The sequence below is a fragment of the Rhizobium sp. BR 315 genome, assembly GCF_050577975.1.
In the GTDB taxonomy this organism is placed as follows: domain Bacteria; phylum Pseudomonadota; class Alphaproteobacteria; order Rhizobiales; family Rhizobiaceae; genus Rhizobium; species Rhizobium miluonense.
Map to the genome: position 1 here is coordinate 234588 of NZ_JARWKZ010000003.1, position 24845 is coordinate 259432.

The window sequence follows — 24845 nt, forward strand, 5'->3', positions numbered from 1 at the left end:
ACAGGCCTCACCATGATCCGCAATACCGTTTCCGCCTTCACCGTTCCCTCGCAGGAGGAGCGCAAAAGCCTCGTTTCACTGGAGAAGACCCCGGCCATTCACGCCGCGACGCTGGCATCGCTTGCCTGCATGAACACGGTGCGTGTTGGTGGTGCGGAAGCCAAGGTCGAGGCCCTGTCCTTCCCGTTTACGGTCGCTGCCTGGAATCTGGAGCGCTGCCTGTTTCCGGAGGAAAGCGCGGCCAAGCTGCGGACAACAGGGGCACCGCTCGTGCTGCTGTCTGAGATGGATGAGGGCATGGCCCGTACCGAGCAGCGCGACCCGACTGCCGCTATCGCCGGCGCGCTCGGCATGAACTATGCCTATGGCGTCGAATTCCTCGAACTCAGCCTTGGGTCGGAAATCGAGCGCTCCTTCTGCCGCGACGATTTCAACGAGAAGGGCTTCCACGGCAATGCGCTGATGGCGCCCGTTACCCTGAAGCAGGCTTTCCTTTTTCGTCTGCCGGGCGAAGCCGTCTGGTTCAATGACAGCAACGAACAGCCACGCGTCGGCGATCGCTGCGCCGTCGGTGCCGTCGTCGAGACCGAGGCCGGTCCCTTCGTCGCCGTTTCGGTCCATCTCGAAAGTGTCGCGACCGCTGCCTATCGCGAACGGCAGATGGCGGCGCTGATCGATGCGGTCGAAGCCTTCGCGCCCGGTCTCCCGATCCTGATCGGCGGCGATCTCAACACCGGCAACCACACCGGCGGCGATTTCTCGACAGATACCCTGTTTGCCATGGCGGAAGGTCGCGGCTTCGAATGCCATGGCGGGCCTCTGGATCAAACGAGCACGCGCCCGAGCCTGATCACGCGCTTTCCCGATCGCACCATGAAGCTCGACTGGTTCGTGAGCCGCGGCCTGAAGATTGGTGAAAGCCATCTTGTCTCTTCGCTCAATGAAGAGGGCAAGCCGCTTTCCGATCACGACATGATCGTTTGTACAATCGAAGGTTTTTCTGCCTGATTTTTGCAATCATTAAAATGCTCTCGATTTCATGAACCACCCCGTTACCGCTCCCATGCGATGAGATGGCAGACGCGCATGGAAATTGGGGGTTTGCATGGTCTTGAAAATGATGTTGGCGGGCATGGCGGCCTTTGCCGCGCGTGCCGTTCCTGTCGTCGTTGCTTTGCCGCAGTCGAAAAGCTTCGTAGCCGGCGCCAGCAGCGAAATGGAAATGAAACCGTCGCCGATCGAACGATCCTGGATTCTGTCGGGTGATCCGGTGGCCCGCATCGCCGAGCATTCGCGCGGGCAGGACGATGCTGCGGTAACGGCGCTGTGGGATTGCACGGCCGGCGAATTTCGCTGGTATTTCGGCTGGGACGAAACCGTGATGATCCTCGAAGGCGAGGTGCATATCACCACGGAAGACGGCGTCGAGCGCACGCTGAGTGCCGGTGATGTCGCCTATTTCGCTGGCGGCACATGGGCGACATGGCGCATCGATCGCTATCTGCGCAAGGTCGCATTCTGCCGCAAGCCGTTCCCGAAGCCTTTGACCATGGCTTATCGCCTGCGCAATCTGGTCCGGCAGGGCGGCGCGCAGGGCCTTGCCGCCTGACAGCGGCCAACCCTGACGGAAGTCCTTGAATAGCCGTTGCGTTTGGAGGCGGGCCGACCTACATCTGTCCGCAAATCTGAGCGAGGGCTGACTATGGCTGGTATCAAGAATGTTGCGGTCCAGATGGACCATGTCCGGGGCATCAACATTGCGGGCGACTCGACTTTCGCCATGAGCCTCGAGGCGCAGAACCGCGGCTACAAGCTCTTTCACTACACGCCGGAGCGGCTGAGCATGCGCGACGGCAAGGTCTATGCCTCCGTCGAGCCGATGATCCTGCGCGACGTCAAGGGCGATCACTTCGAGCTCGGCGAGCCTGAGCGCGTCGATCTTTCGACCATGGACGTCGTGCTGTTGCGTCAGGACCCGCCCTTCGACATGGCCTATATCACCTCGACGCATCTGCTCGAGCGCATCCACCCGAAGACGCTCGTCGTCAACGATCCGGCTTGGGTTCGCAACTCGCCGGAAAAGATCTTTGTCACCGAATTTGCCGATCTCATGCCGAAGACGCTGATCACCCGCGATCCCGGCGAAATCCGCCGCTTCCGCGATGAGATGGGCGATATCATCCTGAAGCCGCTCTACGGCAATGGCGGCGCCGGCGTCTTCCACTCGACGCGTGACGACCGCAATCTGTCCTCTCTGCTGGAAATGTTCGGCCAGCTCTTCCGCGAGCCTTTCATCGCCCAGCAATATCTGCCCGACGTGCGCAAGGGTGACAAGCGCATCCTGCTCGTCGATGGCGAGGCCGTCGGCGCGATCAACCGCGTGCCGGCCGAGCATGATGCCCGCTCCAACATGCATGTCGGCGGCCGTGCCGAGGCGACCGAGCTCACGGCGCGCGAAAAGGAAATCTGCGCCCGCATCGGCCCGGCCCTGAAGGAGCGCGGTTTCCTGCTCGTCGGCATCGATGTCATCGGTGATTACATGACCGAGATCAACGTCACCTCGCCAACGGGGCTGCGCGAAGTGAAGCGCTTCGGCGGCGCCGATATCGCCAGCCTGCTCTGGGACGCGATCGAATCCAAGCGGGTCTAAATCCTCTCGCTGTAACCCGACCTATATCGCGATGCCCATCCGCCGGCAGGTCAGGATCACCGCTGACTGCCCGGTGGTGCTGTCGTTGGCGATGACGATGGGTACAAAGCCGAAAAGCGGCTTTACGTTGACCATCATGCCGACGTAAGGCCGCTTGTTCGCGATGCCGCCATAGCCACCCATGGCGGTGATCGTGCCGCAAACGCTGACATAACCCTTGCTGTCCTTGGAAGCCGCCATCGGCCCGAAGAGCAGGACGCTCTCATAGGGGAGCCGTTCGCGCCAACCCTTTTCCACCGCAGCGGTTTCCTTGGTGCTCAATTGATAAGGAGTGCCCTTTTCCAGATTGTCCCCACCATCTATTGACTGGCAGCCGGCCAGAACGGTGCCCATCGGAAGGGATAGCGATATCGCAAGTCTCATAATTTGCCCCCGATTGTAGAAATCACTCCTTTGTTCTTTTATTGTTCTTGTTTCATTTCATTTTCTCTGTCACGTTGCAACCCATGGTCTGTTATGAAAGATTGATAGCGGTAAACGCGTTGGATGAGGGCGGGGGATGGTAGCGCGCGTCAGCACGGTGGCGTTTCAGGGCATTGAGGGCGGACCCGTCGAAGTGCAGGTGATGATCGCGCCGGGCAAGGTGCTGATGCATATCGTCGGCCTGCCCGACAAAGCAGTGGCGGAAAGCCGCGAACGGGTCCAGGCAGCGCTCCACGCCTCCGGTCTCGCCTTGCCGCCGAAGAAGGTCACGGTCAATCTCGCGCCGGCAGACTTGCCCAAGGAGGGCAGCCACTTCGACCTTGCCATCGCGCTCGGTCTGATGGCGGCACTCGGCGCGATCCCGGCTGATGCCCTGTCGTCCTATACTGTCATCGGCGAACTCAATCTCGACGGCACGATCGCACCCGTTGCCGGCGCTCTTCCGGCGGCGATCGCGGCCAACGCCATGGGCAAGGGGCTGATCTGCCCTGCCGAAAGCGGGCCAGAAGCCGCATGGGCAGGCAAGGAGATCGATATTCTGGCGCCCCGCAGCCTGATCGCACTTGCCAACCATTTCCGTGGCACGCAGGTCCTGTCGCGGCCGGAACCATCAGTCCGCGCCGGTGCTGCCAATCTGCCGGATCTGGCCGATATCAAAGGGCAGGAAAGCGCCAAGCGGGCTTTGGAAGTGGCGGCGGCCGGTGGGCACAATCTGCTTTTCGTCGGGCCTCCCGGCTCCGGCAAGTCGATGCTGGCCTCGCGCCTGCCGTCGATCCTGCCGCCCTTGTCGACGAACGAGCTGCTGGAAGTGTCGATGATCCATTCGATCGCCGGCCAGCTTTCCGGTGGCAAGCTCTCCGATCGGCGGCCCTATCGCGCGCCGCATCACTCGGCCACCATGGCAGCCCTTGTCGGCGGCGGTCTGCGCGCCAGACCGGGTGAGGCGTCGCTCGCCCATCACGGCATTCTTTTCCTCGATGAGTTGCCGGAGTTTTCGCCGCAGGCGCTCGATGCGCTTCGCCAGCCGCTGGAAACCGGCGAGTGCGTCATCGCCAGGGCAAACCACCGCGTCTCCTATCCTGCCGGCATCCAGCTCGTGGCGGCGATGAACCCCTGCCGCTGCGGCATGGCCGGCGAGCCGGGCCATACCTGTGCGCGCGGGCCACGTTGCGCGTCCGATTATCAGGGCCGCATTTCCGGTCCGCTGTTGGATCGCATCGACATCCGTATCGACGTGCCGGCGGTATCCGCTGCCGACCTGATCCGACCGGCGGCCGCCGAAAAGAGCGCCGACGTCGCGCTCCGCGTCGCCCGCGCCCGTGAACGGCAGCGCGAGCGTTTCGAAAGGGCAGGCTCGAAGGAGATTACTACGAACGCCCGCTGCTCGACCGCCATGATCGAAACCATCGCCGAGCCGGATGCCGCCGGCCTGCAATTGCTGCGCGATGCGGCCGAGAAGATGAAATTCTCGGCACGCGGCTATCATCGCATCCTCAAGGTCGCACGCACCCTCGCCGATCTCGACGACAAGCCGACAGTCGGGCGTATCCATCTGGCGGAAGCCATCTCCTACCGCATTGCCGGCGAGCGGTTGACTGCGCACGCGTGAAAATCCGAAGAGACGGATATAAGAAAGGGCGCCGTAGCGCCCTTTTCCAGATCAACCCGATAAGGCGATATCTCAGCCGCCAAGTCCTTCGAACAGCGCTGTCGAGAGATAGCGCTCGGCGAAGGACGGGATGATGACCACGATGGTCTTGTCTTCGTTTTCGGGGCGCTGGCCGACCTTGATGGCTGCCGTCAGCGCAGCACCCGAGGAAATGCCGACCGGCACGCCTTCGAGCTTTGCGACCAGCCGCGCCAGCTGAAAGGCCTCGTCATTGGTGACGGTCACCACCTCGTCATAGACGTGGGTGTCGAGGATCTTTGGTGCAAAGCCGGCGCCTATGCCCTGGATCTTGTGCGGGCCGGGATTGCCGCCCGACAGAACCGGCGAATCCGCCGGCTCGACGGCAATGACCTTGACGTCGGGCTTGCGCGCCTTCAGCACCTGACCGACGCCGGTGATCGTGCCGCCGGTGCCGATGCCGGACACGAAGATATCGACCTTGCCCTCGGTGTCGTTCCAGATTTCCTCGGCCGTCGTCTTGCGATGGATTTCCGGATTGGCCGGATTTTCGAACTGCTGCGGGATGATGGCATCAGGCAGCGTCGAGGCCAGTTCTTCGGCCTTGGCGATCGCGCCCTTCATGCCCTTCGGGCCTTCGGTCAGCACCAGCTCGGCGCCGAGCAGCGCCAGCATCTTGCGGCGCTCGATCGACATGGTTTCCGGCATGGTCAGGATCAGCTTGTAACCCTTGGCAGCAGCGGCGAAGGCAAGCGCGATACCGGTATTGCCCGAAGTCGGCTCGATCAGCACGGTCCTGCCGGGCGCGATCTTGCCCTGGGCTTCCAGGCTTTCGATCATCGCGACGCCGATGCGGTCCTTCACGGAAGCGATGGGATTGAAAAATTCAAGCTTTGCCAGGAGGTTGGCCTTGACGCCCTTTTCCTTTGCCAGCTTGTCGAGACGAATGATCGGGGTATCGCCGATGGTCTCGGTGATCGAGGCATAAACGCGGCCGCGGCCTGGTTTGCGGGTGTCGGACATGGGTATCTCCCTCTATGTGAATTATGGGGTGACAATAGGATCAAACGCCGGCGGAAACTAGAGTGCGCACGCGCCCCAGGCTCGCTGCCCGTGAGAAAAGAATCTCTCGATAGGCTTCTTCATAGAAGGTTTTTTCAGGCTGCGCGAGCGGCGATGAAGGCGGCCGTGCCGGCGAGAATGCTGGCGGCGACCCTGTTCAATATCTGCAGGGCTCTCGGCTTCTTGAGAAAGATGCGGGCTCGCGAGGCAAGCAGCATATAGGGCACGAGAACGATCAGCAGTACGACGAAGGTTGCCGCAAGCAATATGGCATACTCGTGCGGGCCGATGTGGTTGATGTCGATCAGCGTCGGCACCAGCGCGATATAGAAGAGCATGGCCTTCGGATTGCCGAGCGTCACCAGCAGGCCCGAGAGAAAGGACATACCGGCACCGTTGGATTTTTTCGCCGCGATATCGGCTGCCAGCAGGCCCGCGGTCCAGAGTTTCCAGGCGATATAGCCGAGATAAAGAGCGCCGGCGATCTTGATAACGATAAAGACCTCGGTAAAGGCCTGCGCCACGACCGCAAGGCCGAGGATGACCGCCGTCAGGTAGATCGTGTCGCCGAGCACGAGGCCGAGGCCCATGAAGAAGGTCTCGCGGAAGCCGGAGCCGAGCGCGCGCGCCACGATCGCCGTAACGCCCGGACCGGGGATGGCGGCTGCGATGAAGAGAGCGCCGCAATAAGCGAGCAGGGCCGCGAGCGTCATGAGGGTTTCCTCCACAGATGGTGGTGTCTCTATCGCACCACCTTTGCGTTTTCAAGCGATTGCGCCGGCGCTGCGAACATATTACCAAGGGGGTAAGGTGCGTCGAAACCGCTTTGCCCAAGGATATCATGTCTTCTGCATTGCTCCTGATCGATCTACAGAATTCCATCCTGACCGGTCTCGGCGCCCCGGATCGTCAGCCGGCCATTGACACCGTGCTGGAGACGGTCGTGACCAAGCTCGCAACGCTGAAGCGCAACGCACGCGCCGCCGGCATTCCAGCCTTCATCGTCCAGCATGACGGCACGGTGGGGCACCGCCTGGCAAAGCGCAGCGAAGGCTGGCAGCTGCGTCGGGAAATCGCGCCCGAGGCGGGTGATGTCGTAGTGCATAAGACGAGCTCAGATTCCTTCTTCGAAACCGATCTTGAGGCGAAGCTGCGTGCCCGCGGCATCACCCGTCTTTTCATCGGCGGCTGCATGACGCAATTCTGTGTCGACACGACAGCCCGTCGTGCCGTTTCGCTCGGTTTCGACGTCTCGCTGATCTCCAATGGCCACACTACGGCTGACATGGGCAAGCTGACCTTCGAAGAGATTGTCACCCATCACAATATGCTGCTTGACGGCTTCGATGCCGGGCCGCATGAAATCAAGCTGATTGCATCCACCGAAATTCTCTTCTGAAGTCTTCTTCCGCCCCGGAGGCCCCGATGCCGCATCTGACCAGCATGATCGCCTTTGCCCTGATCGCTCTGGGCATGGTGCTGACACCCGGGCCGAACATGATCTATCTGGTGTCGCGATCGATCTCGCAGGGTCCTGCGGCCGGGTTGATCTCGCTCGGCGGCGTCGCCTGCGGCTTCGTCTTCTATATGCTCTCCGCCGCCCTCGGCATCACCGCCTTTGTCCTCGCGGTGCCCTTCGCCTATGACGCGTTGCGGCTGGCGGGTGCCGCCTACCTTGCCTGGCTGGCCTGGAATGCACTGAAGCCCGGTGGCCGTTCCGCCTTTCAGGTGCGCGAGCTGCCGAAGGATAGCAAGCGCCGGCTCTTCTCCATGGGGCTGGTCACCAGCCTGCTCAATCCGAAGGTCGCGGTTCTCTATCTTTCGCTGCTGCCGCAGTTCATCGATCCGGCCGCCGGCAGCGTCTTCGCGCAATCCGTCATTTTCGGCTTCATCCATATCGCCGTCAGCCTGACCTTTAATGCCATCTTCGCGCTGACGGCGGGCTCCGTTGCGCAGTTCTTCGTGCGCCGCCCGTCCTTCGCACTGGTGCAGCGCTGGCTGATGGGCACGGTGCTGGCCGGGCTCGCCCTCCGTATGGCTTTCGAGGCGCAGCGCTAATGTCGAAACTTTCGCTACCACTCGCTGCCGGTCTGCTGGCACTTGCATCGGTATTGAGTTCCTCTCCGATTGCTTCGGCTGCGGAGACGGGCGCGCGGACGATCGTCTTTATGCGCCATGGCGAGAAGCCGGAAACAGGCCTCGGCCAGCTCAGCTGCCAGGGTCTCAACCGGGCGCTGGCCCTGCCGTCGGTGCTGGCAAAGCTCTTCGGCAAGCCCGCGGCGATCTTTGCGCCGAATCCATCCAAGCGGAAGAAAGATTCCGGCGTTTCCTACGATTACATCCGCCCGCTGGCGACCATCGAGCCGACCGCGATCGCGCTCGGCATGCCTGTCGATACCAGCTTCGGCTATGATGATATCGATGATCTGAAAGCCGAACTCAAGAAGCCTGGCTATGCCGGCAAGCTGGTCTTAGTCGCCTGGGAGCACAAGAAGATCGTCGATCTTGCCCGCGAGTTGATGAGCGATAATGGCGGCGATGAAAAAGCGGTGCCGAAATGGAACGGCGAGGATTTTGACAGCCTCTATGTCCTGCGCATCGGTGGGAGCAAGGCCGGACCAGGTGCGACGTTCGAAAAGATGGCGGAAGGTCTCGATGGTCGCCCTGAAACCTGTCCGACTCCGGCTAAATAGGCTTTAGAACACTGGCCGCATGAAGCTGCGCTCGTAGCTGACGATGCAGCGTGTTTCCTCGCCATAAGCAAATGCGGCGCGGCATTCCGCGTCCTCGGCCATTTTCTTCCGATAGTCTTCATAGGCCGCAAGGCTCGGAAAGCTGAAGAGCGCCAGCGCGATGTTGTTGGCGCCTTCATGCGGCAGGAAATAGCCGTGATGCTTGCCGCCCAGCCGGTTGACCAGCGGGATCCAAAGTTTGGCATAATGCTCAAACTCGGCAAGCTTGTAGGGGTCGATGACATAGCGCAGGTAGCAGGTGATCATTTGGCGGCCTCCTTGGAGAGATGAGCGTTTCTATGCCAGGGCAGGGGGATCGTCCAGCCGAGATTCATGCCGGCCGCAGCGCCTAGAATGATGATGGCACCGACGATCTGCGCGACGCCGAGCACATGGCCGAAGGCGAGGCGATCGACCACGATGGCGGCGATCGGATAGACGAAGGACAGCGCGCCGGTGAGATGCGTCGGCAGCTTCTGAATGGCGCCATAGAGCAGCACATACATCACGCCCGTATGGACAACACCCATGGTGATGAGGATCGACCATCCGCCGGCATCGTGCGGAGCGGCGGAAAAATTGGTGAAGGGTGCGAGCATTAGGATGCCTGTCGAGACCTGGATCAGCGCAATCAGGTGCGGCGGTGTGCCTTTCAGCCACTTCGCGGCAATGGCCGCCAGCGCGTAGAAGAAGGCCGCACCCAGCGAGAGCAGGATGCCGATCGCATAGCTTCCCGAACCGGCAGCTTCGGCCGGCTTGCCCTCCACGATAATAGCCATGCCGGCAAAGGCGAAGCCAAGCCAGAAGAGCTTGGTGAAGGTGATCCGCTCGCCCAGGAACAGCGCGCCGAGCCCCAGCAGCATGAAGGGTTGCGTATTATAAACGGTGGTGGCGATGGAAATGGAAGCGTGGGAATAGGCGGCGAAAAGCAGCAGCCAGTTGAGGACGATGGCGATGCCGCCGCCGACCGCTATGGAGAACGTCTTGAGATTGAGGATGCCGGGGCGCAGGAGGCCTATGGCCGCGCAGATGGCGAGTAGCGTCAGCGCGCCGAATGAACAGCGCCAGAACACGACGTCGGTCACGGCTTGCCCGGACATCAGCACGAACCAGCCGATCGTGCCTGAAATCAGCATAGCTGCCGTCATTTCTATCGTGCCGTGTCTTATCTCGTTCATGGCCTTGGCTCCCATCTAAGGAGGTCAATCATATTGCGGCGTGAGAGCCGATGATATAGATTTAATGAGGAAAGAGAATTTCAGTGCCTAATTAAATGAGGCTGAAGCATGGGTATACCTAACGGGCCTCTAGGTCTCGATGAGATCGATCAGCGAATGCTTGAGGCTTTGGCGCGCAATGCCAGGATATCGCTGAAAGAGCTGGCGGAAGCAGCGGGCCTGTCGTCCCCCAGCGCGGCGGAGCGGCTGCGGCGGCTGGAGGAACGCGGTATTATCTCGGCTTTTACTGTCGATATCGCGCCCGAGACGATCGGCTATCCCCTGCAGGCGATCGTTCGCATCCGGCCCTTGCCCGGCCAGCTGCATGTCGTCGAGCGGATCATTCAAGAGACGCCTGAGTTCATCGAATGCGACAAGGTCACCGGCGACGATTGCTTCATCGGGCGGCTGGTGGTGCGCTCGATGGGCGAACTCGACGGCATCCTGGACAAGATCACCGAGCGGGCCGAAACGAATACCTCGATGATCAAGGCGACGCCGGTCAAGCGCCGGTTGCCGCCGCTTTCGCGCTAGGTGTGTGGTCCCGGCATAAGATGGCGCATCGTTGATCCTGAGTCGTCAGAAAGAGGATGCATATGGGAAGTATTCTTCACGGCAGCGCCCGCACCACGCCGCGTCTTCGGGCGGAACTCCAAGCGCCGCAAGAAAGCACCCGGTCCCTTGCCGCCCGCTACGGCCTGAACCCAAAGACGGTGGCCAAATGGCGTGAGCGGACCACGACAGCCGATGCCGCCGATGGGCCGCTAAATCCGTCCTCAACGCTGACATCGATTGAGAACGTGTCCTGACGCAGGGTCAGGCCAAGCGCTCGGGCAAGCTCGGACATTACATGCCGGTCGAGCCGAAGCCGCCGGCGCCGCGCTTGGTCTCGCTTGCTTCGGCGGTCTCGAAGATGCGGGCCTGGATCGAGGGGGCAATGACCATCTGCGCGATGCGCATGCCGCGGGTGATCTCGAACGGCTCCTCGCCGAGGTTGATCAGCAGCACCTTCACTTCGCCGCGATAGTCGCTGTCGATCGTGCCGGGCGAGTTCAGGCAGGTGATGCCGTGCTTGAGGGCAAGGCCGGAGCGCGGACGGATCTGCGCCTCGTAGCCATCGGGAACCTCGAAGATGAACCCGGTGGGAACGAGATCCCGCTTGCCGGGAAGGATCGTCAGCGTCGCGCCATCGTCGACTGCGGCGCGTAGGTCCATACCGGCAGCGCCCCTGGTCTCATAGGCGGGCAGCTCAAGGCCTTCGCCATGCGGCAGGCGGATGAGGTTCAGGGTCGGTCGGGTGTCGGTGTGAATGGTCATGCCGTATTAGTTTGCGCTCGAACGCCGCAGGTCAATTGCATTTCGGGCTTTAAGTCGCTAGATACGGCCGCAATTCACAGGATTCACAAGCATGGCCGAAAGTCTCGCCGAGGCGGTCTCCCGCCGCCGCACATTTGCTATTATCGCTCACCCGGACGCGGGCAAGACAACGCTCACCGAAAAGCTGCTGCTTTTCGGCGGCGCCATTCAGCTTGCCGGCGAAGTCAAGGCGAAGAAGGATCGCATGCAGACGCGCTCCGACTGGATGAAGATCGAGCGCGAGCGCGGCATCTCGGTCGTCACCTCGGTCATGACCTTCGAATATGAAGGCAACGTCTTCAACATTCTCGATACGCCCGGCCACGAAGACTTCGCCGACGACACCTATCGCACGCTGACGGCCGTCGACGCCGCGGTCATGGTCATCGACGCCGCCAAGGGTATCGAGCCGCGGACGCTGAAGCTGTTCGAAGTTTGCCGCATGCGCGACATCCCGATCATCACCTTCATCAACAAGATGGACCGCGAAAGCCGCGATCCGTTCGAGATTCTCGACGAGGTCGAAGAGAAGCTCGCGCTCGATACGGCCCCGGTCACCTGGCCGATCGGCCGCTCCAAGACCTTCTGCGGCTCCTATCATCTGGCCACCAATACCGTGCGCGGTTCCGACACCGAGGTCGAGGCGACGCGCGTGAACGGCCCGCAGGCGGTCGCCGACAGGCTGCCGGAAAACGAGCGCCAGGCCTTCATCGACGAGACGGAGCTTGCCATCGAAGCCTGCCGGCCCTTCGACCGCGAATCCTTCCTCGAAGGCCACATGACGCCGGTTTTCTTCGGTTCGGCACTGCGCAATTTCGGTGTTCGCGATCTGATCAATGCGCTCGGCGACTTCGCGCCGCCGCCGCGCGATCAGGTCGCCGATATCAGGACGGTTCACGCCACCGACGACAAGATGACGGCCTTCGTCTTCAAGATCCAGGCCAACATGGACCCGAACCATCGCGACCGCATCGCCTTTGCGCGCATCTGCTCGGGCAAGCTCGAGCGCGGCATGAAGGCGCGCCTGTCGCGCACCGGCAAGCAGCTCGGCTTGACCGCGCCGCAATTCTTCTTCGCTTCGCAGCGCCAGCTTGCCGACACGGCCTTTGCCGGCGATGTCGTCGGCATTCCGAACCATGGAACGCTGCGCATCGGTGATACGCTGACCGAAGGCGAATCCCTCGTCTTCCAGGGCGTGCCGAACTTCTCGCCGGAAATCCTCCGCCGCGTGCGCCTCGAGGATGCCATGAAGGCAAAGAAGCTCAAGGAAGCGCTGCAGCAGATGGCTGAAGAAGGCGTCGTGCAGCTCTTCTCGCCCGAGGACGGCTCGCCCGCCATCGTCGGCGTCGTCGGTGCGCTGCAGCTCGACGTCTTGAAGGAGCGGCTGATGGCGGAATACGGCCTGCCGGTTTCCTTCGAAATGTCGCGCTTCTCCGTCTGCCGCTGGGTTTCTGCCGATCAGGCCGCCGACCTCGAAAAGTTCGTCACTTCGCGTCGTGGCGATATCGCCCGCGATCTCGATGGTGACCCGGTTTTCCTCGCCCAGGATGGCTTCTCGCTGCGCTACGAGGCCGAACGTTACCCGGCTATCAAGATGGTCGCCATCAAGGAATATCACGCCGTCAAGGCGGCGTGATCACTTCGGATTTTGATGTAATGAGTCACAAGCAGCGAATTTGTGACCCATTGCGTTCCCGGACTTCAAGCTTACTCCGGCCTTGCTAGGGCCTGCTCATGAGCTCCGCGTACTGAGCCTCCGTGGCTTCATCCAGCGGAAACATGCACTCAATCCGCAATTCCTGCGTCGTGATCATTTGCGCGATACCGACCGTCGTGACCAGCGAGAAAAATTTCAGAACATGTCCGTCCTTTACGAAGGATAGGGGAATGACCGGCGCATTCTCGATCGTTGGAGATGTTTGCCATTCGGCGTTTACATCGGGGTAGGCGAGCAGATTGTCGACGAGTTCCTTCGTCCGCGCATCGATGACGCGACCGACAGATTCGCGGAAAACTCGCCCCAAAAGACTCTTCGCCGTCTGATCCCAATCCGGAATAAAGGGCCGCATGCCTGCGGGATCGAACATGAGATGCAGGAGATTGCGCGGTGCCGGGCGGGCTTCCATATCGATGAAGTGGCCGAAGAAGCGAAGGGTCGCATCATTGGTCATCACGACATTCCAATAGCGGTCCATCACCACTGCCGGAAAAGGCTCGTGCTGACGAAGCATACGCGTGAGTGCATTCGTAACGCCCCGCATCTCGCGATCATCGAAACTTCCCTCCGAATAGATTGGTGCGTAACCGGCCGCGAGCAGCAAGGTATTGCGCTCGCGGAACGGCACGTCCAACGCGTCGGCGAGACGCAAGACATTCTGGCGGCCAGGCGTACTCCTGCCACTTTCGATAAAACTGATCTGACGCTGCGAAATGCCGGTGTCGAGCGAAAGCTCGAGCTGACTCTTGCCGCGCGTGTCGCGCCATGCGCGTAGCTGCGGGCCGAGTTCGTTTGGTCGTCTCAAATCGGCGTGGGAAGAACTCATCTTGCAAAGGCCTCGCTTCGCCTGTGTCATCGTGGCGGGGCCTTATTCAGCAGCCCCGCCGACGTCGATTCCTATCCGAACGCAATGGGCCCGACTGATCCGTACCAGTGACGCACCTTGGTGGGATCGGCCCCATCCATGTAGAAGAAATGTGTCATGACCGGTATGACCATGGTCTGCGTTCGGTCGTCGGGCGTCATGGTAACAGTCCCGCGGAATACTTTCAGCGATCCGCCGTCCCAATATTCGGTGACGTCATGCAACGCAGTGAAGCCGGTGTCGATGAAGGCGCGCAAGTTTTCACGAATAGTTTCGCGCCCTTTCCAGTCGGCAATGCCGAGATTGCATGTTGCGTCTTCCGCGAAGCAATCGAAGCCGTCGCCGAAGGTCTTGTCGTCAATTTCCCGCCAGAAGGCCAGTAGCCATTGGGGGGCTTCTGTTTTCGTGAACATCATCGTCGTCATGGGTTTCTCCTGAGCCTGCCGCTAACGCGACGGGTCGTGGCCACCGACTTGGTCGCGGGCTGAGGCTCGATATGTTGAAGGGCTCTAAATGCTCTTCCTGCAAGAAGATGGTCGCTAAATACCTCGAGACGAATGCTTCTCTCAATTACATGCGATGTAATGAAAGCCCGCCGATCACGCTTCAAGCCGACTTGATCGCTTCGGATATGTTTCATTTTGGAATAGTGCCTTGGCGATGTTCCATCCCATATAGCGCTATGCCATAGTGCCGGCCCGGAGGATCCTATCGATCGGAACGGGCAGCTTTCATGATGAAAATTCTTGCGGTTCTTGCTCTGGCTTTTGTCGGCTTGTTGCCGGTCGCGGCCGAAGCGCGAATCATCACCGATGCGGCCGGACGCACGGTGTCGGTGCCGGACAAAATCAGCCGCATCGTCGTCGCCGGGCCGCCGGCAGCAGTGCTTGTCTACGTGCTGGCGCCGGAAAAGCTGGCCGGCTGGGTTCATGCGCCAGATGATGCCGCCAAAGCCTATCTGATGCCGTCGGCGCGCGCTCTGCCCATCATTGGGCGACTGACCGGCAAGGGCGGCACGATCAGCGCGCAGACCGTGACGGATGCCAAGCCGGATATCATTCTGGATGCCGGCACGGTCGATCCCACCTACAAGGCGTTGGCCGACAAGGTGCAGTCCGAGACGGGTATTCCCTATGTCCTCATCGACGGCAGCTTTGCCCGCACCGCCGATACGCTTCGCGACGTCGGCGCGCTGATCGGCGTCGGGGATCGTGCCAACAAGCTTGCCGATTATGCCGATTCCGAGATCAAGGATCTGAACGACAAGCTGGCGACGCTGCCGAACGATCCGCGTCCGCGCGTCTATTACGGCCGCGGGGCCGACGGTCTGGAAACGGGGCTCTCCGGCTCGATCAATCTCGAAATCCTCGATGCCGTCGGCACGATGAACGTTGCCGCTGCCGCCGGCAAAGGCGGCCTGACCAAGGTGACGCCGCAGCAGGTCGCCGGCTGGAATCCGGATATCATCATCGCCGACGACGCGAATTTCGCGGCATTGGCGAAGAGCGATCCTCAATGGGCAGGCATCAAGGCCGTCAAGGACGGCAAGGTCTTCCTGCCGCCATCGCTGCCTTTCGGCTGGTTCGACTCACCGCCCGGCGTCAACCGGCTCATCGGCGTGCGCTGGCTGGAAAAGTTGCTTTATCCAAAGCTCTTCCGCAGCGATTTTGCCGGCGACGTGAAGGAGTTCTACAAGCTGTTCTATCAGGTCGATCTGACGGACGATCAGGTGGCGACGCTGCTGAAGGGCGTGAAGTAACAGGCATCGGAGGAGGCAGTTCATGGTTCGTGAAAACGAGATTCGCGAAAACGAGGTGGCCGTCGAACCGCCGGCAGCGTCGGATGCCGGTCTTACCTTCATCGGCCGCATCTCCACACCCTGGACATCGCGCATGGAAACGCCGCGCCAGGGCCGGCCTGACGGACCGATCTGCCGGATCGAGATCTTCGAGCCCTGGGTGGCGGCGCTGCAGGGCGTGGAAGCTTTCGAGCGGCTGGAAGTTCTTTATTGGCTGGATCGCTCCAGGCGGGATCTCGTGCTGCAGAGCCCGGCCAGCAGCGGCAAGGTGCATGGCACTTTCTCGCTGCGGTCCCCGGTTCGGCCCAACCCCATCGGCACATCCATCGTCAAGCTCGAAGCCGTCGAAGGTGCCGTGCTACTGGTTCGCGGCCTCGATTGTCTGGATGGCACGCCGCTGCTCGATCTGAAGCCGGATCGCACGCTGTTCAAACCGATCGCGCCGCCGCAGCCCGGAGATTTCCAGACCGGCGACGGCGAGACAGCGCATTATTGCCAGAAGGCCTAGGCATGATCCCGAAAAGTGCGAAGCGGTTTTCGGATAAGATCATGCCCGCTTTGGTTGTCAGTCGACGGCGACCATGACGTCGGATGCCTTGACGACGGCATAGGCGGCAGATCCCACCGTCAGGCCCAGTTCGTCGACCGCCTCGTTGGTGATCGAGGAGGTAACGATGGAGCCGTTGCCGATATCGATACGGACATGGGCCGTCGTCGCACCTTTGGTGATCTCGACGATCTTGCCCTTGAGACGGTTTCTTGCACTGATTTTCATGGATATTTCTCCCTGTTGGCGGCGCGACGATATCGTCTCAACCCGCGCTGGGCTACCCAAATCCTATTCGCCGCGCGGAAAGCGCTGGTTCTCCTCCAGCACGTTGAGATCCATGTGGTTGCGCATGTATCGCTCCGAGGCCTTCTGCAGCGGCTGATAGTCCCAGGGATAATAGGCACCGTTGCGCAGCGCCGCATAGACGACCCAGCGCCGCGCCTGGCTCTCGCGCACGGCAGCGTCGAAGCTTGCAAAGTTCCAGCGCGTCATGGCCTGCGCGGTCAGGCGGTTCAGCGTTTCGGCATAGGCCGGGTCATCAGCCAGATTGGTCAGCTCCTTCGGGTCCGCTTCGATGTCGAAGAGCATGGGCGGATCCTTCTCGCAAAGGGTCAGCTTGTAGCGGCCGTCGCGCAAGGCTACGAGCGGCGCTTCGGAGCCTTCTGCCGCATATTCCATCGGCACAGGATTGCGGCTCCCGGTGTTCAGAACCAGGGGGGTGAGGTCCTCGCCATCGGTCCAGCGGCGCAGCGATGCGATGTCGATCCCGGCGAGTGCCGCAAGCGTCGGCGTCACGTCGAGCGTCGACACCGGCTGATCGATCCGCTTAGGTTGCCAGCCGGGGGCTGATATCATCAGCGGCACGCGGGCGGAGCCTTCGAAAAAGTTCATCTTGAACCAGAGGCCGCGCTCGCCGAGCATGTCGCCATGGTCCGAGACGAAGAGGATGATGGTGTTGTCGGCCATGCGGCCGCGCTCGAGCGTTTCCAGGATCTCGCCGATCTTCTCGTCGACATAGGAGATATTGGCGAAATAGCCGCGCCGCGCCCGGCGGATCTGCTCCGGTGTGATGTCGAAGGCGGTGTGATCGCACGCCTTCATCAGCCGTTGGGAATGTGCGTCCTGCTGCTCGAAGGGGATTTCGCCGATTTCTGGGTCGAGTACCGGGCAATCCTCATAGAGATCCCAGAAGCGGCGGCGCGCGACGTAAGGATCGTGCGGATGCGTGAAGCTGACCGTCAGGCACCAGGGCCGCTCGTCGTGCCCACGCGAGAGGTCGTAGAGCTTGCGCGTGGCATGGTAGGCAACCTCGTCGTCATATTCCATCTGGTTGGTGATCTCGGCGATGCCGGCCCCGGTCACAGAGCCGAGATTGTGATACCACCAGTCGATGCGCTCGCCGGGCTTGGTATAATCAGGCGTCCAGCCGAAATCGGCGGGATAGATGTCGGTCGTCAGCCGCTCCTCGAAGCCGTGCATCTGATCTGGGCCGACGAAATGCATCTTGCCTGACAAAGCCGTCTGGTAGCCGGCGGCGCGCAGGTGATGGGCGAAGGTCGGGATGTCGGAGCAGAATTCGGCGGCATTGTCGTAGACGCGGGTGCGGCTCGGCAGCTGCCCGGACATGAAGGAGGCTCGCGCCGGCGCACAGAGCGGGCTTGCCGTATAGCTGTTGGCAAAGCGCACGGAGCGCTTCGCTAGGGCCTTCAGAACCGGGGCATGCAGGAAATCGGCCGGGCCGTCGGGAAACAATGTCCCGTTGAACTGATCGACCATGAGAATGAGGATATTCGGGCGGGACATGCGGGTGTCTTTCTTGCAGATCAGAGGCCGATGGCGGCTTTGACGGCATCGAGGCCGGGTTTGCCGTCGATAGTGGTGACGCCGGCAAGCCAGGGCGTCAAGGCATTGGGATGCGCCTTCAGCCAAGCGGTCGCTGCGTCCTTGGCGCTCTCACCGCCGAGGATCGATCCCATCAGCGAATTCTCCATGCCGATGTCGAAGGTCAGGTTGTGGAAGAGCTTGGCGGCATTCGGGCACTGGGTGGCCCAGCCGGTGCGCGCCAACGTATGGACTTCGGCGCCGCCGTAGTTTGCGCCGAAATAGGCATCACCACCGGAGAGATAGGCGATCTGGAACCGTTCGTTCATCGGATGCGGCGCCCAGGCGAGGAAGACGATGGCCTGCTTGTCCTTCGAGGCGCGCTCCACCTGCGACAGCATGGCCTGCTCGCTGGATTCGACAAGCTCCCAGCCCTTGAGGCCGAAGTCGTTGGCGTCGATCATCTTCTGGATATTGGCATTGGCGGGCGCACCGGGTTCGATGCCGTAGATCTTACGGCCGAAGTCGTCGGCATGTTTCTGCAGGTCGGAGAAATCCTGGATGCCCTTGTCGGCGGCATAGATCGGGACCGCCAAAGTGAACTTCGCGCCCTGGAGGTTGCGGTTCAGCACCTCGATGGCCTTCGCCTTGTTGAGATCGTCGACGAAGGCCTTCTGCGCCGGCATCCAGTTGCCGAGAAAGACATCGATCTCGCCGGTTTTCATCGCCTGATAGCCGATCGGCACGGAGAGGGTCTTGATGTCTGGCTCGTAGCCGAGTGCCGTCAGCAGCACGCCGGTCACGCCGTTGGTCGAGGTGATATCGGTCCAGCCGGGATCCGACAGGTGGATCGTTTTGCAGCTGCCGCCATCGGCCCGGGCGATGCCGGCAACGGAAAGGGCGGAAAGAAGAGCGCCGGCGGCCAGCCGACCCATTGCAGACATGCGCATGACGAAAGCTCCCTCTTGTTATTGGATTATTTTATTGAACACCACTAGAGTTCGCCCTGTGAAGCGGGCATTTTTCGATAGCTGCCAAAAGGAAATTTTATGGCTGAACGTTTGGTTGATCTTGGCTGGCTGCGGATCTTTGTGGAGGTCGGGCGCTCCGGTAGCCTGTCTGCCGCAGCCTCGGCGCTTGGCCTGACGCAGCCGGCCGTCAGCTATCAGATTCGCCGCATTGAAGAGCAGATGGGCGTTTCCCTGTTCCGGCGCCAGCATCGCGGCGTCAAGCTCTCGCCTGAGGGGCAGCGCCTGCTTGAGATTGTCGAGAAGGCGGTCGGCGGCGTCGATACGCTGGTGCGCAGCTTCCGCGCCGAGGCGGAGCGCCCGTCGGTCCGGCTCAGAACGGACTACGCCTTCTCCGCTCTCTGGCTGATCCCTCGCATGCATGTATTCCGGCTTCTTCACCCCGAATTGGATATCCAGATCGTCGCCACGCAACGGTTGGATCGCGGTGCGCCAGAAAATGGCGATATCGCCGTTTTCTTCGGTTCGAGAAATGAATTCGGGTCAGGAGCGACGCTGCTTCTGCCGGAAAAGGTCGTGCCGATCTGCACCAAAGGCTTCGCCGAGCGTCATGGACCTTTCACCGATCCCTCTCAGCTGGCGCGCGCGACGCTGGTGCATCTCGATTCCGAAACCCCGTCGCCGTGGTTCGACTGGGAAAGCTATCTTGCGGCTTTCGGCATAGCACGCGACAGCTATGCCGACCGTGGCGACCTGCGCTTCAATACCTATTCGCTGGTCGTCCAGGCGGCACTCGGTGAGCAGGGTGTGGCGATTGGCTGGATGGGCCTTGTCGATTCGCTTCTCGCCGCAGGTACGCTGGTGACGGCGGGTCCGATGTTGGAAGCGCCGGAACGCGGCTACTGGCTTCTGCCGCCGGCAGCGCCAAGCCCGCAGGCGGAGCGGCTGGCTCAATGGCTGCTGGCGGAAGCGGCCGCCGTGCTGCCTCAATCGCTTACTTCGCCGTGAGATCGGCCAGGAAGGTCTCGCACCAGTGCAAGACGTCGTGTTCCAGCAGGTAGTCCATCATGCCGCGCCAGCGTTCCTGCCGCTCCTGCAGCGGCATATTGACAGCGCGGGCCAAGGCGTTGGCGGTACCATCGACATCATAGGGGTTGACCAATAAAGCGCCGTGCAGCTTGCGAGCCGCGCCGGCAAACTGTGACAGCACCAGCACGCCGGGATTTTCTGGATCCTGTGCTGCGACATATTCCTTGGCGACTAGATTCATGCCGTCGCGCAACGGCGTCACCAGCCCGACTTTTGCGAGCCGGTAGAGGCCTGCCAGGATCGGGCGGCTGATCGAGCGGTTGATATAGCGAATGGGAACCCAGTCCACCGTGCCGATCGCGCCGTTGACCCTGCCGGCCTGTTCGGCGACGGCGTGCTGCATCGCCTCGTATTCCGGCACTTCGGAGCGTGATTTCGGGGTGATCTGCAAGTAGGTGACGCTGCGCTGGTGAGCCGGATTGTTGGTGATGAACCGCTCGAAGGCGTCGATGCGCTGCGTGATGCCCTTGGAGTAGTCGAGCCGGTCGACGCCGAGGATCAGGTCGCGGCCCTCGATGCTTTTCCGTACCTTCTGCACCATGCTGTGGGATGCGGCCTTGCGCGCGAAGGCGGCGAAGGCTGCCGTCTCGATGCCGATCGAATAGGCGCCACCGCGAAAATCATGGCCGTGCGCGCTGAAATGACCGGGGCTCTTCTCGATGCCCATGCCTTCGCGCTTCAGGCAGCCCGCAAAGTTCTCGAGGTCGTGGTCCGTTTGAAAGCCGACCAGGTCGTAGGAGGAGAGGCCGCGCATGATCTCTTCATGCACCGGCATGGCCAGCACGACGTCCGCCGGTGGCCAGGGAATATGCAGGAAGAAGCCGATGCGGTTCTTCAATCCCATCTGCCGCAGCTCCGCCGCCAGCGGAATGAGATGGTAGTCATGCACCCAGATGATGTCGTCAGGTTCGATCAGGGGCGCAAGCCGATGGGCAAAGAAGCGGTTGACCCGGAAATAGCCGGTCATTTCCTTGCGGGCATATTCGGCAAGATCGAGCCTGTAGTGGCAGATCGGCCAGAGCACGCGGTTGGCGAAGCCCTGATAATATTCCTCGACGTCCGTTTGCGTCAGGTCGGAGAGGGCATAAGTAATATTGCCATCCTGCGTCATCTGCAGCGGTTCTGGCTCGATGTCGCCGCTCGATTTGCCGGACCAGCCCATCCAGATGCCGCCGCGCTCGGCAAGGGCGGCCTGCAGCGCGACGGCAAGGCCGCCCGCCGCTGCAGCACCCTTGTGATCGGGCACGGAAACACGATTGGAAACGATGACGAGACGACTCAACGAATTCTTCCTTTCGAGCAGGCTAAAGCAATTCCAGGAAAAGTGCGCAGCGGTTTTCCGTTCGGAATTGCGGGAAAATAAGAAGCTAGGAGAGTGTCGAGGTGATCGACGGGCTACTTGAGGAGCGTTCCCAGCACATCTCTTAAACGCGCAGGCGAGCCAATAGATGCACGGGCCAGCGTTTTTCCGTCGGCATCGCCGATGCGTACGGATTGACCGCCGAGACGGTTGGCGGCGGCAAACATCGTCTCGTCGGTCACGTCGTCGCCGATCGTGATCGGGCGGCGCCCCTCGAAGGGGGCTTCGGCCAGAAACGCCTCGACGGCATGCCCTTTGCTGGCGTGAGCGGGGCAGATTTCGATCACCATCTTGCCGCGCTGAAGGTTCCAGTCTGGGCCGGCTTCCTCGATATGGCGCTGCATGGCTTCGCCGATCTCGGCCTCGCTTGCAGGCGCATGCCGGAAGTGAACCGCGACCGCAGCTCCCTTGTCCTCGACGATGGCGCCGGGCCAGGCGATGGCTTCACGCTGGATGATCAGCTTCATTTCCTGGAAGGCGGGCGGGATATGCGCACGCCGCAGCCTTCCACCGGCATCGCGCCGTTCCGCGCCGTGAAGACCGGCAACGGGAAAGCGGAAAGGAGCAAAGAGCGGATCGACGAATTCGATGGCGCGGCCCGTTACCAATGCCAGCGCTCCGCCGAGCTGACGGGATAGCGCATGGAGCGTGCCGGGCAGATAGTCCGGAACGACGATCGCCTCCGGTCTTTCGGCGAGGTCGAGCAAGGTTCCGTCGATATCGAGGAACAGAGCCCAGTCCTGCGGATACAATGAGAGAGCGCTAAGGGCCGGCTCTTTCAGCGGCCGCGGTTCGGCTTCGCCCTGTTTGGGCTGTTCCTGAGAAGACATGGGGGATTAGCTAAGGCGCTCTTCTCATTTGGCAAGGCAAAAAACGAAAGGCTGAAAATCAAAAGGGGCCGCGTTGAGCGACCCCCCATGAGTTTTGGCCCGTAACTGGCCTGAAGCGGCGAACGCTTCGGGAAGGTGTTGATCAGAGCGAGGGCTGCCTCGCAACGCACACAACCATTTCCATGCCGTATACAAAGACCGAAATCTCACTAGACATTGGATCACCTTCCTTTCGTTACGTTTCAGACAGGCTAAAGGTAGCTTAAATCTGAGCCGATGCAAGGGGCTCGGCCTGAGAGAGATTCACACTTATTGTCGCAATGAAATGTCTTGCCTCGCAGCATCTCCGACCAAAGCCCCGTCGCAGCGGGCTTCACGAAGAAAATGTTGCGACGCAGAATGTGATCGGACGAAGCGTCAAATATCTGTCATCTTGCGCCGCGCGGCATGGAAAATTAAGGCTTTATTACCTGTTCCGCATGAACAATCGTCCAAGATTTGCCATTCTCCCGCCGGACAGGAAGACAGCAGGAATCGGAGTGAAAGACGCATGTGTCGCTGGGCAGCCTATCGTGGAGAACCCCTCTATCTGGAGGAGCTGGTGTCTTCGCCTGCCCACTCCCTGATCGAACAATCCCATTGTGCCACGCGCGCCAAGACCGCCACCAATGGTGATGGTTTCGGCATCGCCTGGTATGGCGATCGGGCGGAACCCGGCCGTTATCGCGATATTCTGCCGGCCTGGTCCGATTGCAATTTGAAGAGCCTCGCCCGGCAGATCCGCTCGCCGCTCTTCCTCGCCCATGTCCGCGCGGCCACCGGCGGCGGCACGCGGCGCGACAATTGCCATCCCTTCGTCTTCGAGAACTGGTCGTTCCAGCATAACGGCCAGATTTCCAATTTCGACCGCCTGCGCCGGCCGATGGAAGCCATGCTCGACGACCGCCTGTTTCATGTCCGCAGCGGCACGACCGACTCAGAGCTTCTCTTCCTGCTTGCGATGCAGTTCGGCATGGCCGCCAACCCGATCGCGGCGATGGCCGAAGCCATCGGCTTCGTCGAAGGCCTGTCGCTGCATCTGACCGGCTCGGTGCTGGTGCGCTTCACCGCTGCCTTTTCCGACGGCAAGTCGCTGTATGCCATCCGCTATGCGACCGACCGCAAGGCGCCGACCCTCTATGCCTCGCCGGTCGGGTCAGGCAATTGCCTCGTGTCGGAGCCGTTGAACGACGATGTCGACGCGTGGCGCGAAATCCCCAATGGCAGCGCCGTCATGATCGACGATACCGGCGTTCATGTCCGGCCCTTCCAGCCGGAAGAGCGCGCCGCCGATGACGCACGGACGCCAGCCGCTATCCCTGCATGAGCTTCTCGGCGATCAGGGCCGCGAGCCGTGTCGCCACTTCATCCTTGTCGAGATCGGGCCATTGCTCGACGCCGTCGTGACTGATGATCTTCACGCGATTTCGCAGGCCGCCCATGATGCCGGTTGAGGGCGAGACGTCGTTGGCGACGATGAAATCTGCGCCTTTGCGCTCAAGCTTCGCGCGGGCATTGCTCTCGACATCCTGCGTTTCGGCGGCAAAGCCGATCACGAGCTTCGGCCGTTGCGTATGGTGGCCGACCGTTTTCAATATGTCGGGGTTTTCCGTGAGCGCCAGCGTCGGGATCGACTCGCCCGGATGCTTCTTGATCTTCTGATCGGATGCGGAAGCGACTTTCCAGTCCGCTACTGCTGCGACCATGACGGCGATATCGGCTGGAAGAGCGGCGAGCACGGCATCGCGCATCTCGTCTGCCCGCTCGACATGGATGACATTGAGGCCGATCGGATCGGGTATCGCGACCGGGCCGGAAACCAGGGTGACATCGGCCCCGAGCGCGGCGAGTGCCGCGGCTATGGCATGGCCCTGCCGACCTGATGAGCGGTTGGCGATATAGCGCACAGGATCGATCGGCTCATGCGTCGGGCCCGAAGTGACGATCACCTTCCTGCCGGCAAGCGGCTTGGCGCCGTCATCCAGGCGGCGCTCGACTGCAGCGACGATATCGAGCGGTTCCGCCATTCGACCCGCGCCGACCTCGCCGCTTTCGGCCATTTCGCCGATCACAGGGCCGACGAAGGCGATGCCGTCGGCGCGCAGCATCTCGATGTTGCGCTTGGTCGCCGGATGCGCCCACATTTTCGGGTTCATGGCCGGCGCGGCGAGGACGGGTCGGTCCGTGGCAAGCAATATGGTCGAGGCGAGATCGTCCGCCAGCCCGTTTGCCATCTTGGCGAGCAGATCGGCAGTGGCGGGCGCGATCAAAACGAGGTCGCAGTCGCGCGCGAGCCGGATATGGCCGACATCCTGCTCATCCTGGCGCGAAAACAAATCGGTGAAGACATGGTCGGTTGCGAGCGCACCGACGGCAAGCGGCGTGATGAACTGTTGCGCGCCCGCGGTCATGACGGGCCGTACACTCGCGCCGCGCTCGTGCAGCCGGCGGATGAGGTCGAGGCTCTTATAGGCCGCGATACCGCCGGAGATGATGAGAAGGATGCGCTTTCCTGCGAGAACCATGCCTGAACCCGTCGCCTGTTCTTTTGCCCATAAGCCTAAGCCTTTGGCGGATAATAGGCAATCGCCGCGTGTCTCCCCGGGCATCAACAGGCGGTCGATCACATCGGCATCACGCTCTTGTCACTTGCGGCAGTCATTCGGCTCGACAACATTGAA

General features: G+C 61.4%; 27 protein-coding genes and 1 pseudogene. 14 read left to right on the plus strand and 14 right to left on the minus strand.

The window, feature by feature from the left end:
• Positions 1-12 precede the first annotated feature (12 nt).
• The 3 genes from QD409_RS05455 (at position 13) to gshB (ending at position 2650) form a co-directional block, all read left to right on the plus strand.
• Positions 13-1008 (plus strand): endonuclease/exonuclease/phosphatase family protein, encoded by a 996-nt coding sequence (locus QD409_RS05455; protein WP_092843290.1) that lies wholly within the window; start codon positions 13-15, stop codon positions 1006-1008.
• A gap of 97 nt (positions 1009-1105) precedes the next feature.
• On the plus strand, positions 1106-1609 hold the full coding sequence (locus QD409_RS05460; RefSeq protein WP_092843288.1) for a cupin domain-containing protein: 504 nt from the start codon (positions 1106-1108) through the stop codon (positions 1607-1609).
• A gap of 93 nt (positions 1610-1702) precedes the next feature.
• Positions 1703-2650, plus strand: coding sequence for a glutathione synthase (gshB, locus tag QD409_RS05465; protein ID WP_092843286.1), 948 nt, complete (start codon positions 1703-1705; stop codon positions 2648-2650).
• A gap of 21 nt (positions 2651-2671) precedes the next feature.
• On the opposite strand, the gene QD409_RS05470 is transcribed toward gshB, so the two are convergent.
• Complete coding sequence (locus QD409_RS05470; RefSeq protein ID WP_139115011.1) at positions 2672-3073, minus strand: hypothetical protein; 402 nt, start codon at positions 3071-3073, stop codon at positions 2672-2674.
• Positions 3074-3209: 136 nt separating this feature from the next.
• On the opposite strand from QD409_RS05470, the gene QD409_RS05475 reads away from it, so the two are divergent.
• Positions 3210-4742, plus strand: coding sequence for a YifB family Mg chelatase-like AAA ATPase (locus tag QD409_RS05475; protein ID WP_430762068.1), 1533 nt, complete (start codon positions 3210-3212; stop codon positions 4740-4742).
• Between the two features lie 72 nt (positions 4743-4814).
• On the opposite strand, the gene cysK is transcribed toward QD409_RS05475, so the two are convergent.
• Together cysK and QD409_RS05485 are read right to left on the minus strand one after the other, a co-directional pair.
• Positions 4815-5783 (minus strand): cysteine synthase A, encoded by a 969-nt coding sequence (gene cysK / locus QD409_RS05480; protein ID WP_092843281.1) that lies wholly within the window; start codon positions 5781-5783, stop codon positions 4815-4817.
• A gap of 134 nt (positions 5784-5917) precedes the next feature.
• A complete protein-coding gene (locus QD409_RS05485) occupies positions 5918-6535 on the minus strand; it encodes a LysE family translocator (RefSeq protein ID WP_092843279.1) in 618 nt (205 codons plus the stop codon).
• 128 nt (positions 6536-6663) lie between these two features.
• On the opposite strand from QD409_RS05485, the gene QD409_RS05490 reads away from it, so the two are divergent.
• Genes QD409_RS05490 through QD409_RS05500 form a run of 3 tightly spaced genes read left to right on the plus strand, consistent with a single transcriptional unit; the run spans position 6664 to position 8515 of the window.
• Positions 6664-7221 carry a cysteine hydrolase family protein gene (locus tag QD409_RS05490; protein ID WP_092843674.1) on the plus strand — a complete coding sequence of 186 codons (558 nt, stop codon included), beginning with the start codon at positions 6664-6666 and terminating at the stop codon, positions 7219-7221.
• A 26-nt stretch (positions 7222-7247) separates the two neighbouring features.
• Positions 7248-7880 carry a LysE family translocator gene (locus QD409_RS05495; protein ID WP_092843277.1) on the plus strand — a complete coding sequence of 211 codons (633 nt, stop codon included), beginning with the start codon at positions 7248-7250 and terminating at the stop codon, positions 7878-7880.
• Positions 7880-8515, plus strand: a complete 636-nt coding sequence (locus tag QD409_RS05500; protein ID WP_092843275.1) for a hypothetical protein — start codon at positions 7880-7882, stop codon at positions 8513-8515. The genes QD409_RS05495 and QD409_RS05500 overlap by 1 nt, the downstream gene beginning before the upstream one ends.
• A gap of 3 nt (positions 8516-8518) precedes the next feature.
• On the opposite strand, the gene QD409_RS05505 is transcribed toward QD409_RS05500, so the two are convergent.
• Positions 8519-8821 carry an NIPSNAP family protein gene (locus QD409_RS05505; RefSeq protein WP_092843273.1) on the minus strand — a complete coding sequence of 101 codons (303 nt, stop codon included), beginning with the start codon at positions 8819-8821 and terminating at the stop codon, positions 8519-8521.
• Positions 8818-9732, minus strand: a complete 915-nt coding sequence (locus QD409_RS05510; RefSeq protein ID WP_092843672.1) for a DMT family transporter — start codon at positions 9730-9732, stop codon at positions 8818-8820. Before QD409_RS05510 ends, QD409_RS05505 begins: the two co-directional genes overlap by 4 nt.
• 108 nt (positions 9733-9840) lie before the next feature.
• Here QD409_RS05510 and QD409_RS05515 point away from each other — a divergent pair, with 108 nt between their 5' ends.
• A complete protein-coding gene (locus QD409_RS05515; RefSeq protein ID WP_092843271.1) occupies positions 9841-10305 on the plus strand; it encodes an Lrp/AsnC family transcriptional regulator in 465 nt (154 codons plus the stop codon).
• Positions 10306-10367: 62 nt separating this feature from the next.
• A pseudogene (locus QD409_RS05520) lies at positions 10368-10556 on the plus strand (IS481 family transposase); the annotation flags it as partial.
• 61 nt (positions 10557-10617) lie between these two features.
• On the opposite strand, the gene dut reads toward QD409_RS05520, so the two are convergent.
• Complete coding sequence (gene dut / locus QD409_RS05525; protein WP_092843267.1) at positions 10618-11088, minus strand: dUTP diphosphatase; 471 nt, start codon at positions 11086-11088, stop codon at positions 10618-10620.
• 91 nt (positions 11089-11179) lie between these two features.
• On the opposite strand from dut, the gene QD409_RS05530 reads away from it, so the two are divergent.
• Positions 11180-12763, plus strand: coding sequence for a peptide chain release factor 3 (locus QD409_RS05530; RefSeq protein WP_092843266.1), 1584 nt, complete (start codon positions 11180-11182; stop codon positions 12761-12763).
• Positions 12764-12848: 85 nt separating this feature from the next.
• On the opposite strand, the gene QD409_RS05535 is transcribed toward QD409_RS05530, so the two are convergent.
• Together QD409_RS05535 and QD409_RS05540 are read right to left on the minus strand one after the other, a co-directional pair.
• Positions 12849-13670, minus strand: a complete 822-nt coding sequence (locus tag QD409_RS05535; RefSeq protein ID WP_092843264.1) for a helix-turn-helix domain-containing protein — start codon at positions 13668-13670, stop codon at positions 12849-12851.
• A 71-nt stretch (positions 13671-13741) separates the two neighbouring features.
• The gene (locus QD409_RS05540; RefSeq protein WP_092843263.1) at positions 13742-14134 is read right to left on the minus strand and encodes a nuclear transport factor 2 family protein; all 393 of its coding nucleotides are present in this window, start codon (positions 14132-14134) and stop codon (positions 13742-13744) included.
• Positions 14135-14442: 308 nt separating this feature from the next.
• On the opposite strand from QD409_RS05540, the gene QD409_RS05545 reads away from it, so the two are divergent.
• The gene (locus QD409_RS05545; protein ID WP_092843260.1) at positions 14443-15468 is read left to right on the plus strand and encodes an iron ABC transporter substrate-binding protein; all 1026 of its coding nucleotides are present in this window, start codon (positions 14443-14445) and stop codon (positions 15466-15468) included.
• Between the two features lie 22 nt (positions 15469-15490).
• On the plus strand, positions 15491-16015 hold the full coding sequence (gene tsaA, locus QD409_RS05550; RefSeq protein ID WP_092843258.1) for a tRNA (N6-threonylcarbamoyladenosine(37)-N6)-methyltransferase TrmO: 525 nt from the start codon (positions 15491-15493) through the stop codon (positions 16013-16015).
• A 57-nt stretch (positions 16016-16072) separates the two neighbouring features.
• Here tsaA and QD409_RS05555 read toward each other — a convergent pair whose 3' ends face one another.
• The 3 genes from QD409_RS05555 to QD409_RS05565 form a co-directional block, all read right to left on the minus strand.
• Positions 16073-16282, minus strand: coding sequence for a TOBE domain-containing protein (locus QD409_RS05555; protein WP_092843256.1), 210 nt, complete (start codon positions 16280-16282; stop codon positions 16073-16075).
• A 63-nt stretch (positions 16283-16345) separates the two neighbouring features.
• Entirely contained in the window at positions 16346-17860 is a 1515-nt protein-coding gene (gene betC, locus QD409_RS05560; protein WP_092843254.1) for a choline-sulfatase, read from the minus strand.
• Positions 17861-17880: 20 nt separating this feature from the next.
• Positions 17881-18828: a choline ABC transporter substrate-binding protein gene (locus tag QD409_RS05565; protein ID WP_167667861.1), complete on the minus strand. Its 948-nt coding sequence runs from the start codon at positions 18826-18828 to the stop codon at positions 17881-17883.
• Between the two features lie 99 nt (positions 18829-18927).
• Between QD409_RS05565 and QD409_RS05570 the strand changes: the two genes are divergently transcribed.
• Positions 18928-19854 (plus strand): choline sulfate utilization transcriptional regulator, encoded by a 927-nt coding sequence (locus QD409_RS05570; RefSeq protein WP_092843252.1) that lies wholly within the window; start codon positions 18928-18930, stop codon positions 19852-19854.
• Here QD409_RS05570 and otsA read toward each other — a convergent pair.
• A complete protein-coding gene (gene otsA, locus QD409_RS05575; RefSeq protein ID WP_092843250.1) occupies positions 19841-21217 on the minus strand; it encodes an alpha,alpha-trehalose-phosphate synthase (UDP-forming) in 1377 nt (458 codons plus the stop codon). The genes QD409_RS05570 and otsA overlap by 14 nt on opposite strands.
• A 113-nt stretch (positions 21218-21330) precedes the next feature.
• Positions 21331-22125, minus strand: a complete 795-nt coding sequence (otsB, locus tag QD409_RS05580) for a trehalose-phosphatase (protein WP_092843248.1) — start codon at positions 22123-22125, stop codon at positions 21331-21333.
• Between the two features lie 550 nt (positions 22126-22675).
• Here otsB and QD409_RS05585 point away from each other — a divergent pair.
• Positions 22676-23491 (plus strand): class II glutamine amidotransferase, encoded by an 816-nt coding sequence (locus tag QD409_RS05585; RefSeq protein ID WP_092843246.1) that lies wholly within the window; start codon positions 22676-22678, stop codon positions 23489-23491.
• On the opposite strand, the gene coaBC is transcribed toward QD409_RS05585, so the two are convergent.
• On the minus strand, positions 23478-24689 hold the full coding sequence (gene coaBC / locus QD409_RS05590; RefSeq protein ID WP_092843244.1) for a bifunctional phosphopantothenoylcysteine decarboxylase/phosphopantothenate--cysteine ligase CoaBC: 1212 nt from the start codon (positions 24687-24689) through the stop codon (positions 23478-23480). The two genes, QD409_RS05585 and coaBC, sit on opposite strands and share 14 nt — an antisense overlap.
• Positions 24690-24845: the final 156 nt, after the last annotated feature.

Coding starts and splice junctions, on each gene's coding strand:
- QD409_RS05460 (WP_092843288.1), top strand. CDS start 1,106: ATGGTCTTGAAAATGATGTTGGCGGGCATGGCGGCCTTTGCCGCGCGT.
- QD409_RS05515 (WP_092843271.1), top strand. CDS start 9,841: ATGGGTATACCTAACGGGCCTCTAGGTCTCGATGAGATCGATCAGCGA.
- QD409_RS05485 (WP_092843279.1), bottom strand. CDS start 6,535: ATGACGCTCGCGGCCCTGCTCGCTTATTGCGGCGCTCTCTTCATCGCA.
- gshB (WP_092843286.1), top strand. CDS start 1,703: ATGGCTGGTATCAAGAATGTTGCGGTCCAGATGGACCATGTCCGGGGC.
- QD409_RS05505 (WP_092843273.1), bottom strand. CDS start 8,821: ATGATCACCTGCTACCTGCGCTATGTCATCGACCCCTACAAGCTTGCC.
- dut (WP_092843267.1), bottom strand. CDS start 11,088: ATGACCATTCACACCGACACCCGACCGACCCTGAACCTCATCCGCCTG.
- QD409_RS05470 (WP_139115011.1), bottom strand. CDS start 3,073: ATGAGACTTGCGATATCGCTATCCCTTCCGATGGGCACCGTTCTGGCC.
- QD409_RS05490 (WP_092843674.1), top strand. CDS start 6,664: ATGTCTTCTGCATTGCTCCTGATCGATCTACAGAATTCCATCCTGACC.
- QD409_RS05565 (WP_167667861.1), bottom strand. CDS start 18,828: ATGCGCATGTCTGCAATGGGTCGGCTGGCCGCCGGCGCTCTTCTTTCC.
- QD409_RS05500 (WP_092843275.1), top strand. CDS start 7,880: ATGTCGAAACTTTCGCTACCACTCGCTGCCGGTCTGCTGGCACTTGCA.
- otsB (WP_092843248.1), bottom strand. CDS start 22,125: ATGTCTTCTCAGGAACAGCCCAAACAGGGCGAAGCCGAACCGCGGCCG.
- QD409_RS05570 (WP_092843252.1), top strand. CDS start 18,928: ATGGCTGAACGTTTGGTTGATCTTGGCTGGCTGCGGATCTTTGTGGAG.
- betC (WP_092843254.1), bottom strand. CDS start 17,860: ATGTCCCGCCCGAATATCCTCATTCTCATGGTCGATCAGTTCAACGGG.
- QD409_RS05545 (WP_092843260.1), top strand. CDS start 14,443: ATGATGAAAATTCTTGCGGTTCTTGCTCTGGCTTTTGTCGGCTTGTTG.
- QD409_RS05510 (WP_092843672.1), bottom strand. CDS start 9,732: ATGAACGAGATAAGACACGGCACGATAGAAATGACGGCAGCTATGCTG.
- QD409_RS05495 (WP_092843277.1), top strand. CDS start 7,248: ATGCCGCATCTGACCAGCATGATCGCCTTTGCCCTGATCGCTCTGGGC.
- coaBC (WP_092843244.1), bottom strand. CDS start 24,689: ATGGTTCTCGCAGGAAAGCGCATCCTTCTCATCATCTCCGGCGGTATC.
- QD409_RS05455 (WP_092843290.1), top strand. CDS start 13: ATGATCCGCAATACCGTTTCCGCCTTCACCGTTCCCTCGCAGGAGGAG.
- QD409_RS05540 (WP_092843263.1), bottom strand. CDS start 14,134: ATGACGACGATGATGTTCACGAAAACAGAAGCCCCCCAATGGCTACTG.
- tsaA (WP_092843258.1), top strand. CDS start 15,491: ATGGTTCGTGAAAACGAGATTCGCGAAAACGAGGTGGCCGTCGAACCG.
- QD409_RS05535 (WP_092843264.1), bottom strand. CDS start 13,670: ATGAGTTCTTCCCACGCCGATTTGAGACGACCAAACGAACTCGGCCCG.
- QD409_RS05585 (WP_092843246.1), top strand. CDS start 22,676: ATGTGTCGCTGGGCAGCCTATCGTGGAGAACCCCTCTATCTGGAGGAG.
- QD409_RS05475 (WP_430762068.1), top strand. CDS start 3,210: ATGGTAGCGCGCGTCAGCACGGTGGCGTTTCAGGGCATTGAGGGCGGA.
- QD409_RS05530 (WP_092843266.1), top strand. CDS start 11,180: ATGGCCGAAAGTCTCGCCGAGGCGGTCTCCCGCCGCCGCACATTTGCT.
- cysK (WP_092843281.1), bottom strand. CDS start 5,783: ATGTCCGACACCCGCAAACCAGGCCGCGGCCGCGTTTATGCCTCGATC.
- QD409_RS05555 (WP_092843256.1), bottom strand. CDS start 16,282: ATGAAAATCAGTGCAAGAAACCGTCTCAAGGGCAAGATCGTCGAGATC.